This is a genomic window from Candidatus Zixiibacteriota bacterium (assembly GCA_034439475.1).
Lineage (GTDB): Bacteria > Zixibacteria > MSB-5A5 > GN15 > FEB-12 > JAWXAN01.
Map to the genome: position 1 here is coordinate 32101 of JAWXAN010000035.1, position 13370 is coordinate 45470.

Sequence of the window (13370 nt, forward strand, 5' to 3'; positions counted from 1 at the left end):
CAGATGAACCGCCCCCTAACATTGACCGGATTTGGATATGTCCTTTTTGGATTGCTGCTCGTATTCTTATTGGGAGCAACCATCCTTCTGGCCCAAACCAAAGCCGTCCAAAAACGCTCTGAAATCGCCGAGAAAGACAAATGGGATTTGACCAGCCTCTATGCATCCAAAGAGGCTTGGGAAAAGGAATACAGCAGCCTTGAAGCCAGCCTGACCAAATTCGATGCCTATAAAGGCACACTCAAAAACTCGCCCTCCCAGCTTGTTGGAGTGCTCAAACTCAATGACTCGCTCGGGCTGGTCATGTCCAATTTGTATGTCTACGCCAACCTGAAATTCGATGAGGACCAGCAGGTGAGCGAAGCGCAGGAAATGTCGGACCGGGTTTCCGGGCTATATTCTCGATTTGGACAGGCCACTTCGTTTATTGTGCCTGAAATTCTCTCACTCAGCGGCGATCAATTACAGACATTTCTCAAAAGCACACCCGAGCTTGATGTCTACCGCTTCTATCTCGAAGACATTGCTCGTCAACGAGCGCATATTCTCTCCGAACGTGAAGAAGAACTTCTGGCAATGGCAGGACCGGTAACTTCATCGCCGCAGCAGATATTTGAAATGATAAACAATGCCGATATTTCATACGGCACAATTAAAGATGAAACTGGTCAGGAAGTCGAGCTGACCAAAGAACGCTACTATGCTTTGCTCGAATCCCCTGACCGACGTGTGCGACGTGACGCCAATCACGCTTTCAATAGCGGCTACCTTGAACATGTCAACACTCTTGCGGCGACTCTGGCCGGATCGGTTAAATCAGACTATTTCCAGATGAAAGCCCGCGGTTACAACACCTGCCTTGAGATGGCCCTCGATGCCGACAATATTCCGCCGAGCGTCTATCATAATCTGGTCGATGCGGTAAATGCCAATCTTGCTCCGCTCCATAAATGGGCGGCCGTCCGCAAACGCATTCTTGGTGTGGACACACTCTATAACTATGATATGAGCGCGCCGCTTCTGCCGGGCAAAGCCAAAGAATATACCTACGATGAAGCCAAACAAAAAATCATCGCGGGTCTTGCTCCGATGGGTAAAAAATATCTGGCTGATTTTGAAAAAGGCCTAAACTCCCGCTGGGTCGATGTCTACGAAAACGATGGCAAACGCTCAGGAGCCTACAACTGGGGAACGCACTCTTCACACCCGCATATTCTTCTAAACTTTAATGGAACCCTCGATGCCGTCTTTACCCTTGCCCATGAGATGGGGCATGGCATGCATAGTTTCTATACCAACCTCCACGAGCCTGTTATATACGGCGACCACTATATTTTCACTGCCGAGGTCGCTTCGACATGCAACGAAGCCGTGCTCATGAAATACCTGCTCGAAAAGACCAGCGACAAAACCGAAAAGCTCCGTCTGCTCATTCATTACATTGATCAAATTATCGGTACATTCTACACCCAGGTTAGCTTCTCGGAGTTTGAGCTGGCCATCCATGACCGTGTAGAGAAGGGGGGCGCTCTCTCAGCCGATTTCCTTCGTAAAACCTGGCGGGATATCAATCAGCGCTACTACGGCCCCGAGCTTGTCATCGACAGTGTGAATGACCTGACCGGAATACGTATCCCGCATTTTTATAATGAATATTACGTCTACCAGTATGCGACCTGCTACGCAGCCGCTCAGGCGCTGTCACAGAAGATTCTAAAAAAGGAAAAGGGCGCCCTCGAAACCTATCATCGTTTTCTCGGCACCGGCACCTCGAAGTATCCGGTCGATATTCTCAAAGACGCCGGAGTGGACATGACCACATCACAGCCGGTCGATGCGACGATCAAGGTTTTCAGTGACCTCGTAAATGAAGTGGAGCGCTTGCTCAATTCTAAGTGAACGAGAGTCCAAAAGCTCAAAGATTTTGATTCAAAGAAAAGCTGGCGCGAAATCGCCAGCTTTTCTTATGTCCTCGCGGATGCCTGTCCGCAGTGGCGGCTTCTCTTTTCCGTTAGGTCTTGGCTTTGGCTAAGCGCAGCAACGACAAAGATGTGACCTGGCGGTCACTTGGTGTGGGCCAGTCCCCTGGAAACACACCGCACGAATATCAACACCGACTACCGGTCTTCACTGGGATGTCAATGTAAGGGTTAAACCGATAAAATAAACTACTTCTCCGACACGGCCAGCCTTTCAATCCCATCTCGCTCAAGACGGAAGACTGTCCATTCATCCTGCGGCTTTGCGCCGAGCTTTTTATAAAAGCCGATAGCGGGTTCGTTCCAGTCAAGTACCGCCCATTCAAACCTTCCGCATTCATTGTCACGGGCTATCTTCGCAAGATGGACAAGCAGTTGTTTGCCAAAGCCATGTCCGCGCATTTCAGGTTTGACGTAGAGGTCTTCGAGATATAACCCGCGTCGGCTCAAAAATGTCGAAAAATTAAAAAAGTAGATGGCAAAAGAAACCGGTTTACTGTCGTGCTCTCCAATAATCGCATACGCCGATGGCAGCTTACCAAACAAAGATTCCCTAAGTAATTTCTCTGGAACAATTGCCTCATGTGAGAGTTTTTCATATTCGGCAAGTTCATGGATGAACCTCGATAGAAGGGATGTGTCGGCTTCGACTGCTGGTCGAATGACAAAAGATCCGCTTGCGGCCATTTGCGTTTATTTCTCTTCTTCCTCGATTAGCTGCGTGAGTATCTTTGAGACTGGAATTGTGCCGTCTTTTGTGTCTTTCATTTGGGGGAAAAAGAGCACATCCCGAATCGAATGCTGATTAGTCAGAAGCATTACCAGTCTGTCTATGCCAAAACCCAATCCCGAAGTCGGCGGCATGCCATAGGTCAGGGCGGTGATAAAATCATCATCAAGCGGCTGCGCTTCCTCGTCTCCTGCGGCCATCGCTTTGCGCTGTTGCAGAAACCGTTGAAGCTGGTCGACCGGGTCATTCAACTCGCTGAAACAATTTCCCATCTCCTGCGCGGCGATAAATAATTCGAAGCGTTCTGTGAGGCGGTCATCTTTGCGATGTTTCTTGGCGAGTGGTGAAATCTCAACCGGAAAATCGGTGATGAATGTAGGCTGGATGAGGGTGTGTTCGACTTTCTGCTCCCACACGGCTTCGATAACTTTTCCGCGATTAAATAATTCCGCGCCTTGAACACCGAGTTTTTTGGCTTCGGCTTTGGCATCTTCGAATGAAAAGTCAGTAAAGTCGATTCCGGTCTGTTCTTTTATCGAATCAATCATAGATACCCATCTGAATGGCGGCCCAAAATCAATCTCATGTTCGCTGTAGGTAATGGTATGTTTCCCATAGAGCGCATGCACGGTATTCCGCAAGAGCGATTCAAAAAGCGCCCGCATATCATTGTAATCGGCAAAGGCCCAATAGAGCTCAATCATGGTGAACTCCGGATTGTGCAGACGGTCCATTCCTTCGTTGCGGAAGTCTTTGCACAACTCCCAGACTTTGTCGTAGCCGCCGACGATCAATCGCTTGAGGTACAGTTCATCGGCTATACGCATATACATCGGGATGTCGAGCGTGTTATGATGCGTCTTGAATGGCCGCGCCGATGCCCCGCCATAGAGCGGCTGCAAAACCGGTGTTTCAACTTCGAGAAATTTGTGACCGTTCAAAAAATCCCGTATCGACTGAATTATCTGAGTCCGTTTGACAAATACCTCGCGCACTTCGGGATTGACTATAAGATCGACATAGCGTCGCCGGTAGCGCGTCTCAATATCGGTCAACCCGGCATGTTTATCGGGAAGCGGGTGCAGGGTCTTTGTGAGCAATTCCAAGTGTGTGACTTTAATAGTCTTCTCGCCAGTCTTGGTGATAAACACAGTTCCCTTGCAACCGATTATGTCTCCCAGATCGAGCATATCGAACAGGTCAAAGGCGCTTTCGCCGACATCATCTTTCCGCAGATAAATCTGCATTCGTGTCGATGAATCCCTTAGGTCTGCAAAATAGACTTTGCCCATTTTGCGGCGCGTCATAATTCGCCCGGCGACTGAAACTGATTGCTCGTTTGCGGCAAGAGTATCGAAATTCTCAAGCAGTTCGTTCAGATGGTGGCTACGTTCGAAACGGTAGGGGTAGGGATTTATTCCCATTTCCCGAATCTGGCGGATTTTCTCGCGTCGTATTCGGATGAGATCCGCGAGAGGGGCTTGAATTTCCGCTTCGGGTGCGGGTTCTGCTTTATTGTTATGTTTCTGTTCGCTCATACTAACTGTGCTGTTCTAACTCTTGGCTGAAATTAACTATTGTCGCGGCAATACTATTCTTTTTTTGATCCGGCAATTTTCTTTTTTATCGCAAGTTCCACATGTATCGGAACTAGTCCGGCTATGTCGCCGCCATGCCGCGCAACATCCTTTACGATTGTCGATGACAGATAGACCCATGACAACGCCGGCATCAGAAACACGGTCTCGACATCTTTCACCAATCGGCGGTTCATAAGAGCCATCTGGAATTCATATTCAAAATCTGATATGGCCCGCAGGCCGCGGATGATTGCTTGAGCTTTGAGGTCATCGACAAGGGTCGCAAGCAGGCCATCGAATTTGAGAACTTTCACACGCTCACCGCCGGTTATTTCGGCAATCGAGGTTTTCATTAAATCGAGACGCTCATCGGCATCGAAAAGCGGCCCCTTCGCTCCGCTCGAAGCGACAGCCACGATGACTTCATCGAATAAGTGCAGGGCCCTTTCAATAAGCGAAATATGCCCGTTGGTAGTCGGATCAAAAGTTCCGGGATAGACGGCAAGGGATTTAGGTTTATTTGCATTCATTTTATATTAATATCCACATTATAATCGGCCAAAACATACGCCGAGAGATGACAAGAGGCAAGCTACAACTTATTGATGCGCAGTAGGCGCAGTCTGGGTAATCGAAACTGTCGCACCGAGTGCGGCCAGGCAATTCTCCGGCAAAATATCGGCCTCGTCTACATTCGTAAAATAACCATAGTTCGCTTTCGGTGAAGCAACACCGACTGGGAAAAGAGTCGTGAGAGTGGCACACAGCCTATTTGTTGCCGGTTCGCCGGAAAGCAAAATTGTTCCGAGCGGACGGGTCAGGCCGATATCGAACAAACCGGCCAGATGAAAGTTGATGATGGTTTTGAGCTCAAAACCAATTGCTTTGCATTGTTCGTCACTCTCTGCGCCAGCTTGTTCAAACCCGACTCTCGCAAGGCCAATGATTGCTCTTTTATAGAGAAAACAGATCGAGGCACCAAGTTCTGTCTGCTTATGCACATCGACCAGACAGAGAAATTCGCTTTCATCGGGCAGACAGAAATTCAGGTACCCGCGCCCAAGCGCCAGTGCGCGAGGGATGGTGTCAATTGCGGTTCCATGGAGGGAATGTGATAAAACAATCGTCTGGACCAAATGCTCCTCGCGACTTTTGCGAAATGCCACACCAAGCTGTTTCTCTTCGCCAAATCCAGGCATGGTGATAAATCTGAAAGCATTCTTGTCATCGAGCAGTGACTGCGCAAACTCAAATTCGGCGACGGCGTTTTTATCAAGATGGCCATGATTCGGCAATGAAATCATCTTTACTATGGTCTCGCTGTCCGGCAGCACAACCGACATAGCTTTGGGATGTATTGCAAGTGATTCAGACAACTGCCCACGATCGACAAGTCGCAATTGTTTGACTTCGGGGCGACCACCGTCGGATGAGACCTGCACAAGTGTGTGGGTCTCAAGGCCGATTTCGATTCCCACGCTGCTGGTTTGCATCAGCGTTTGACTTTCAGGTATGGCTTGATCGACTCGAACAATTTTGGCCCGATTCCTTTCACCTCGGTGATTTCCACTTCGCGTTCAAACGGATTTTCCACGCGATAGGCAACAACCCGATCGGCCAGCGTCCGGCCAATGCCGGGCAAAAGCTCGAGCGAGTCTGCGGGCGCGGTGTTGGGGTCGAGAACAAACACCCCGGTCAAGGTGCGCTCTTCGGCGGATAGAAAAACAGGAAGCGAAATTGCGGTCGATGTCGGCGTGGAATATGCCTTGATGAGAATATAACAGCCCATTATGATTGCTGACGCAGTCAGGAGGGCAAGAATCCGCAGTTGGCCGGAGGTGAAATCGAAAAATTGATTGATATTCATGGCTTTTGTTTCATTTTTGCACTCGGGTCAATATAGGGTAAAATTGCCGGATTACCAAAGGCGGATGGGTGAACTACGTGATAAAGTGGAGGAAAAACCGTTTGACAATAGCTCTCGTGAGGGTATTTTAGGCAGACTATATTCTGCCCTCGAATGTTTTATGGGGGTGTAGCTCAGTGGTAGAGCACCTGACTTTTAATCAGGGTGTCGATGGTTCGATCCCATCCACCCTCATAAAATTGTATCGATAGAATGCGCCATTAGCTCAGCTGGTAGAGCAACTGACTCTTAATCAGTGGGTCCGGGGTTCGAATCCCTGATGGCGCATTTTTTTATAGGGGGGGGCGAATCAACATAAGAGTGTCTTTCATTTATGTCATTCCCGTGCCTGTCCGACGGGCGTAAAAACGGGAATCCAGTATTAATATTCGTGCGGTCCGCCGCGGCGGACTGTCGCGCACCAAAGATAAAGACGAATATGAGATTGCCATGTCGCCTCGCTCCTCGCAACGACAGTGTCGGGAATGTCTGCATTAAGTTAGCGTATCCCCTCCGCCGCGAGGGTCGGTGCGATCTCCCTGTCGGTGCAGGCCAGAGACGGCCTGCACGAAGAAAAAATTGGGCAACCACGGAGGGTTGCCCCTACAGAAGCATAAGAGCGCCATTAATTATAGATTATGTAGGGGCAGGTCCCTGTGCCTGCCCTCTTTCTCAGGACGCCGGACAGCATACAAGGTAAATGGCACTCCGCCGTGGAGGGTCGCTTCGCTCCTCGCAACGACTTGCCGGTAGTGTCTGCTTGAATTTGCTTGCCCGCTTTTAGGCGGCCTTCTTACAATGAAAAAAAACGAACTTCAATCCGTGACGACCATCATCGCCAAACCAACATCAGCGGCACGATACAGAGTCATCGCGGCCTCAGGCTCGATCGTCGTCACGATATAGACGTTGCCGAACAGACGTTTTATTGCCTGACTTGCGGTTAGATATGTGTTTTTCAAAGTCGATTCGGTTTCACCTTTAACATCGCTTCGAAACTCCATGATAAAACCATCGTCAAATACGAGCTGGAATTTTTCCGGCAGTTCGCGCTGCATCAATGTCGGGTCGACCTTGAGCGCGCCACCGACAATGGACAGAATGGAATCGGGTGTTTGGTCTTTTGCGGCAAAGAGGTGCTTTGCCTTTACCCGTCGAGTGAATCCGCTCTCCGGATTTGACAAACGCTTCCCAAAATCGGCAATGTCATCCGAATCGGCATCGGCAATCGTTAGGGCGTAATCCCAAACCTTGGCCCCCCCGAGTTTCAACACAAGCAGTTTGCGCTTCAAATCAAGAATCATGTACGGCTTTTTTGATTGAGCCAAATCGAGTTCGGCATTGAGCCGCTTGTACTCCAATGACAACTGCTCTTGATTCGGGGCAGGCTTTGACGACGGTATCGCCGCCTTTGCTTTTTCAGTAGGTTTGGGAACTTCATCCCCCCCGCAGGCCATAAGGGCGCAAAACAAAAATGCTGTAAGCCAGACAAAAAAAGGATAGAAATGTCTGAGTGAAAATGACTGGTTAGAAAATATAAACGGGCGTGCCAATTTGGACTTTCTTATAGAGGACATCGAGGTCTTTTGATCCGAGCCGGACACAGCCATGAGTAACACCGACACCGAGCAGGCGTTCATAGATCGTGCCGTGGATGAAGTAGCCATCGCCAAAATCAAGCGCGTAATCTCCCATGACATTCGGGTCGAGACGTTCCTGATCATTTTTAGGAACAGCTTCCCCTTCTTCGATAAAGGCCCAATCCGGTTTGCGCCACCACGGCTCTTTGATTTTACCTTTGATTTTGAACACCCCGCGCGGTGTATCGAACATCCACTTTCGGCCGGTCGCGCTGTCTGTTAATTCTCCGCCTGAGCCTGTCGAGCACTCGCCCACAAAAATGACCGAGTCTTCTGAGCGGTAAGTCAATTTATTGTCGTGGGTGTTTATGACAATATAGTATTTGACTGGTTTGAGCTTACCGAGGGCTTTGCGCGCCTTCTGAATATCTTTTGCGGTAGGATTGGCGAGCGTCGGCGAGGGCCGGGTGACCGCTGCATCAGCGCTTGCCAATGCTCTCTCATTGTCCGCTTTTGTGCCATACTGAGTCGTCATCGACCAATAGGCGCCGACGGCAACAACGGCAACGAGAAAGAAGATGCTGAGAAATACTTTTTTGTTCATGGCCACATATCAGAGCGTCGGACAATCGTGACCGGTGTGCCGACCCTCACATATTTAAAGATATGATCCATATCACTGTTGGTCAATGCCACACATCCTTCGGTCCAATCCTTGTTCTGGCCGCCTTCGCCATGAATCTCAATCGCGCTGCCGATTCCGGCAAGACGAGGAACAACGCCTTCTTTCTTATTTTCCGCAAAATGTCTCTTGTCGGCTTGGTTGGGATAATTAATGGGCAGGGCCTTATAGTATTTACTGCCGCGTGCTTTGAGCATTGTCACCTGATACATCCCCTCCGGGGTTGCTCCATCGCCTGAACGCAATTTATGATCACCAGAATTGTAGCCTAAATCACAGGAATAGGTATGCACAAGTCGGCCGGATTTGATGAGATAGGTTTTGCGAGCCGACTTATCCACTATTATGGCGTATGTGCTTTCGGCTCTTGATGTTTTGATCGTTTCATCGACCCACTCACGCCAAACAGGCAGTCGCTGATTGTCTCCATCGACTATGTTATCCATCTTTGTTTCGAGTTTCACAAGCGCGTACTTGGCTTTACTCAGACTCGCAAGCGCGGATTCGTATTCGCCAGCCTGGAAAAGTTTGCGGCCGGTTTTGTATGCAATATCGGCGGTGTACCATTCCTGGCGGAATTTAAGTTTTGCGAGCGAGCTCTGGATTTTTTTCCGCCATTCTGACAGATCTTTTCCGACCGCCGTCACTTGGGTAAAGGCGGTTATGCGGAGAAAGCCAAGTGAATCAGCGGCGTCTCTCCGGGCTTTGTATGCGGCAACATCAGCTAAACGCAAAAGAGAATCGGCGCCGGCATAGTCCCGAAAGGGAGCGAGCCGTCCATTCTGTTTTGCGATCTCAAGCTGGGCTGTCTGAAAAAGCACTTTTGCGAGTTTCATAGATTCCGGCGCATACCGGTCGACTTCGGCCGTTTCGGCCGTTTCCACCGATTGCTTTGCTGTCGATAAAAGTGCTTGAGGAGCATCCTGACAGCTTATAAAAAGTGACAAAACAAAAATGAGCGCGGCCGAAAGCCATAGTTGTTTGACAGCTTCGGTCAGCATCGAAATGATAGTAAACGGTTTCTTCATGTTTTCTCTGACATTCAAGAAAATGGGGCGGCATAACAGTTTATACCGCCCCGCAATCTGGTCGATTCAGAAGATAATTACATCTTTCCTGACTTCATCGCAGCGGCATTGGCAACTTCGCTGGCGACCCGATTGGCATTTTCCATAACGGCCTCAAGCTTGGTCTTGGCGGTCATATAGCTTCCGGCATTGAAATCATTCTGAGCTTCCTGGAAGGTGGCAGCCACGCTGACAAGGTCGGTTTTAATGAGTTCAATTTCTGCTCTGTTACCTTTGCCCACCGGGGCTTTGGCGACAACGGCATTGGCTGAATCAAGAGCAGCCTGGGCGTTGGTAATCATGGTCATGACTTCCTGCTTCATAGCTTCCTTGGCAGTCGCGGCATCGGCCTCGGCCTGTTTGGACAATGCTTCGGCGCGGACAAACATATCTTTGGAACTGCCGTACGAACGGAAAAGCGCAAATTTGCTATCCTGTTCGGTCTTGGCGGCCATGGCGGCATTCAAAGTGTCCATTGCCATACGGTATGAGGCCGGAGCATACTGCTCGGCTTCGGCTGACATGGCAGTCTGCGAAGCGGTTTGCGCGGCGGTCATTTCGGCATCGGGAGCCTTGCCGCAACCAACAAATGCGAGCAACGCTACGAGTGTGAGACCGAGTGCGGCTTTCTTAATCATTACTGATCCTTTCTTCCTTCTTGCCCTTCCGGACAAATACTGTGGAACTGCGGCTGTGAGAGCTATTCGCAACTCCGATTTATTAATGTTTGTTACTCTACCATTTAACGGCTTGCCATTCAATGGCCTGCACCAGAATAAGACGGAGGCTTTTACTCCCCACTCATTCGCTGTCGGACAATAACAATAACATGTTAAGTACTTGTTGATGTCTAACAGGGCGTGAAGATACAGCGTTTTAAATTTATTTGTCAATTTAAAAGGGAAATATGTGGAAAATTTCACAAGGAACGGGTAAAAATAGGTCGATTTTGACCTAAATGACTCATATTTTAAGAGCTTTCAGACACGGCTAAGAGAACTGGTGGCTGGTGTACGTTCCCCCACGGCGGGCAGGCCGCGGCAACTCAGTTCTCTTTCTCTTGTAGCGACGAACACCCGTGGTTCGGCGATTCTGTATTCCACACGAATAAACCCTCACCCTCATATCTCCCAGAAGCAAAGGGTAAAGAAAAGATCGCACCTCAAGCAGTGTGGTACAAGTTTTTCTCATTATGAAGGAAGACCGTCAGGTCACACCGCCCTAAGAAGGTCGGCAAGACCAGACGGAACTGGGGAAGATCACACCGTCCCGACGAATGTCGGGAATGTGGTACAAGAATCCGACGCCCGTTCCCCACCAATAAGTCGTTGGAATATTACCCCTATGCCTTGACCAGTTTCCTATACCTATTTCTGCGGTTTTCAAAGAGTTTGCCGCCAAGTTCTTTGGCGCGCCAGTCTTCGTAATCGCGGAAATTGCCGGTGAACCACCTGACTTGACCAGCCCCCTCAAAGACCAAAAGATGGGTGCAGATTCTATCGAGAAAAAACCGATCGTGGCTTATCGCAAGCACGCAGCCGCTGAAATTTTGAATCGCCTCTTCGAGCATGCGAAGGGTATTGACATCAAGGTCATTTGTCGGTTCATCGAGAAGCACAACATTGCCGCCGACTTTGAGGACTTTGGCAAGGTAGGCGCGGTTGAGCTCTCCGCCCGATAGTTCTGTGACCTGTTTTTGCTGATCAGAACCTTTGAAATCAAACATAGAGAGATAAGTACGTAACGGGATTGCTCGTTTGCCTATCATAATTTCTTCGGCTCCTTCGCCAATTTCCTGCAACAGGCTTTGGCCAGATTTGAGGGCCTCGCGGCCTTGGTCGGCATAAGCAAATTTAACCGTGGAACCGATTGACACCTGCCCGGAATCAGGTTTCAAGTTTCCCGTTACCAATTTGAGCAGAGTTGTTTTGCCAATTCCGTTCGGCCCTATAAGTCCGACAATTGCCCCTTTGGGAATTGAAAAACTCACATCATCAATCAGCGGCTCTCCGCCGAACCCTTTGGAGACTGATGCAAACTCAATAACTTTATCGCCGAGTTCCGGGCCGGGCGCGATTTGAATCCCGGAAACATCATCCCGTTCCTTTGATGATTTCTCACGCGCAACCAACTGCTCATACTCAATAAGGCGGGTGCGGGTAAGCTCATGTTTATCTTTGTTGCTCATCTTAATCCAGGCCAACTCGCGTTCGAGCGCGCGTCCACGATGACTTTCTTTTTTCTCAGCCGCGGCGAGTTTACCGAGCTTTTGTTCTAACCATGAAGTATAGTTTCCTTCGTAAGGTATCCCCTGTCCCATATCGAGTTCCAAAATCCATTTGGTAATATTATCCAGAAAGTAGCGGTCATGGGTGACAATGATAACTGTACCGGGATATTCGCGGAGCTGGTTTTCGAGCCAGTCGACCGTTTCGGCATCAAGATGGTTGGTCGGTTCATCGAGAAGGAGCAAATCGGGACGTTCCAAGAGCGCCTTGCACAGCGCGACTCTCCTGCGTTCACCGCCGCTCAGGGTTTTTACCACACGCTCATCATCGGGCAAACAGAGGGCGTCGCTTGCCTGATCAAGTTTTTGATCCAAATTCCAGGCATCGGCGGCATCGAGTTTATCCTGAAGTGTCGCCATTTTATCCATTGCGGCAGTCATGGCATCATCAGACATCGGTTCGGCAAGTGAGGCGGTTATTTTGTCATAATCGGCCACCAGTTTCATCGTCTCGGAAAAAGCCGATTGAAGTGTCTGGCGAACCGAGAGCGAGTCATCGAGTTTAGGCTCCTGCATCACAATCCCGGCGCGATACCCTTTACTGAGTTCAGCCTTGCCGTTGAATTCCTGGTCAATTCCAGCCATGACTCGCAGGACGGTCGATTTTCCTGAACCGTTTGAGCCGACGATGCCGATTTTGGCGCCGGGATAAAAACTGAGATAGATATCTTTGAGGACATGCTTCTGGCCGTAATGTTTGTTCAGGCCAGCCATCGTGTAAATATATTGTTCCGCCATTAGAAATTCCCTAAAAATGAGACTGTTAGCTGTTTAATTCAGGCCCGCCCGCCCGCTAATGGTGGGAAGGTAGCGATAAGCGGAATCTTGCACAAGTGATTTACTGATGAGATATACAGCCAGTGCTTTCTCCGTTCAAAGAGCCTCAAACGCCGGAAAAAATGTGATGGCAGAACCTCCTATTATGATGTAGACTATGGCAAATAAATATCAATTCATCAACGTGTGAGGAGACTATGTTTACAACAGTCGACGATTTCGCAAAATCATGGCAGAATGAATCTGGCAAAACCCTCAAACTCCTGCAGACGCTGACCGATGCCTCCCTATCGCAAGCTGTCGCTTCAAATCACAGGACACTTGGAAGAATCGCATGGCATATCACAACCACCATTCCTGAAATGATGGGACAGGCCGGAGTTAAGTTGACCAAAGTTCAGGGCGGGGATCCGATGCCGCCAAGCGCGGATATGATCCGCAAACTCTATGACCTTGCCTCAAAAGAATTGCTGTCCAAGATCAAGTCTGACTGGAACGATGGCCTGCTTCACAACGAAGACAACATGTACGGCATGCAGTGGAAACGGGGACTGACGCTCATGATACTTATCAACCACGAAGCCCATCACCGCGGCCAGATGACAGTTCTCATGCGCCAAGCGGGACTGCCGGTGACCGGCGCATACGGGCCATCGTTTGAGGAATGGGGCGGCATGGGGATGAAACCACCGGTGATCTGATTTTCGCGAACGAGTATTTGAATTGCTGAGTTAATTCGTAAGTCAGTCCCGCGGCGGCGGGGTATCCAGGGTAAATAGTCG

The 13370-nt window shown here is 49.5% G+C and carries 12 protein-coding genes and 2 tRNA genes; 4 read left to right on the forward strand and 10 right to left on the reverse strand.

The features are described 5' to 3' along the window. Positions 1-3: 3 nt before the first annotated feature. A complete protein-coding gene (gene pepF / locus SGI97_04910) occupies positions 4-1899 on the forward strand; it encodes an oligoendopeptidase F (protein MDZ4723226.1) in 1896 nt (631 codons plus the stop codon). A gap of 269 nt (positions 1900-2168) precedes the next feature. Here pepF and SGI97_04915 read toward each other — a convergent pair whose 3' ends face one another. From SGI97_04915 to SGI97_04935, 5 genes are all read right to left on the reverse strand, one after another. Next, positions 2169-2666 (reverse strand): GNAT family N-acetyltransferase, encoded by a 498-nt coding sequence (locus tag SGI97_04915; protein MDZ4723227.1) that lies wholly within the window; start codon positions 2664-2666, stop codon positions 2169-2171. 6 nt (positions 2667-2672) lie between these two features. Next, positions 2673-4247, reverse strand: coding sequence for a lysine--tRNA ligase (gene lysS / locus SGI97_04920; protein MDZ4723228.1), 1575 nt, complete (start codon positions 4245-4247; stop codon positions 2673-2675). 53 nt (positions 4248-4300) lie between these two features. Further along, positions 4301-4819: a pantetheine-phosphate adenylyltransferase gene (coaD, locus tag SGI97_04925; GenBank protein MDZ4723229.1), complete on the reverse strand. Its 519-nt coding sequence runs from the start codon at positions 4817-4819 to the stop codon at positions 4301-4303. A gap of 69 nt (positions 4820-4888) precedes the next feature. After that, positions 4889-5782 carry a hypothetical protein gene (locus SGI97_04930; protein MDZ4723230.1) on the reverse strand — a complete coding sequence of 298 codons (894 nt, stop codon included), beginning with the start codon at positions 5780-5782 and terminating at the stop codon, positions 4889-4891. Further along, positions 5782-6156, reverse strand: coding sequence for a helix-hairpin-helix domain-containing protein (locus SGI97_04935; protein ID MDZ4723231.1), 375 nt, complete (start codon positions 6154-6156; stop codon positions 5782-5784). The genes SGI97_04930 and SGI97_04935 overlap by 1 nt, the downstream gene beginning before the upstream one ends. 162 nt (positions 6157-6318) lie before the next feature. On the opposite strand from SGI97_04935, the gene SGI97_04940 reads away from it, so the two are divergent. Together SGI97_04940 and SGI97_04945 are read left to right on the forward strand one after the other, a co-directional pair. Continuing rightward, positions 6319-6390: transfer RNA gene (locus SGI97_04940), tRNA-Lys, on the forward strand. A gap of 20 nt (positions 6391-6410) precedes the next feature. Then, positions 6411-6483, forward strand: a tRNA-Lys gene (locus SGI97_04945). A gap of 527 nt (positions 6484-7010) precedes the next feature. Here SGI97_04945 and SGI97_04950 read toward each other — a convergent pair. The 5 genes from SGI97_04950 to ettA form a co-directional block, all read right to left on the reverse strand. Then, complete coding sequence (locus SGI97_04950) at positions 7011-7748, reverse strand: hypothetical protein (protein ID MDZ4723232.1); 738 nt, start codon at positions 7746-7748, stop codon at positions 7011-7013. Further along, a complete protein-coding gene (locus SGI97_04955) occupies positions 7723-8379 on the reverse strand; it encodes a L,D-transpeptidase (protein ID MDZ4723233.1) in 657 nt (218 codons plus the stop codon). Before SGI97_04955 ends, SGI97_04950 begins: the two co-directional genes overlap by 26 nt. After that, positions 8376-9485, reverse strand: coding sequence for a L,D-transpeptidase (locus SGI97_04960; protein MDZ4723234.1), 1110 nt, complete (start codon positions 9483-9485; stop codon positions 8376-8378). The genes SGI97_04955 and SGI97_04960 overlap by 4 nt, the downstream gene beginning before the upstream one ends. Before the next feature lie 77 nt (positions 9486-9562). Beyond that, the gene (locus SGI97_04965) at positions 9563-10162 is read right to left on the reverse strand and encodes a DUF4398 domain-containing protein (GenBank protein MDZ4723235.1); all 600 of its coding nucleotides are present in this window, start codon (positions 10160-10162) and stop codon (positions 9563-9565) included. 704 nt (positions 10163-10866) lie between these two features. Next, positions 10867-12549, reverse strand: coding sequence for an energy-dependent translational throttle protein EttA (ettA, locus tag SGI97_04970; protein ID MDZ4723236.1), 1683 nt, complete (start codon positions 12547-12549; stop codon positions 10867-10869). Positions 12550-12785: 236 nt separating this feature from the next. On the opposite strand from ettA, the gene SGI97_04975 reads away from it, so the two are divergent. Further along, on the forward strand, positions 12786-13289 hold the full coding sequence (locus SGI97_04975; protein MDZ4723237.1) for a DinB family protein: 504 nt from the start codon (positions 12786-12788) through the stop codon (positions 13287-13289). Positions 13290-13370: the final 81 nt, after the last annotated feature.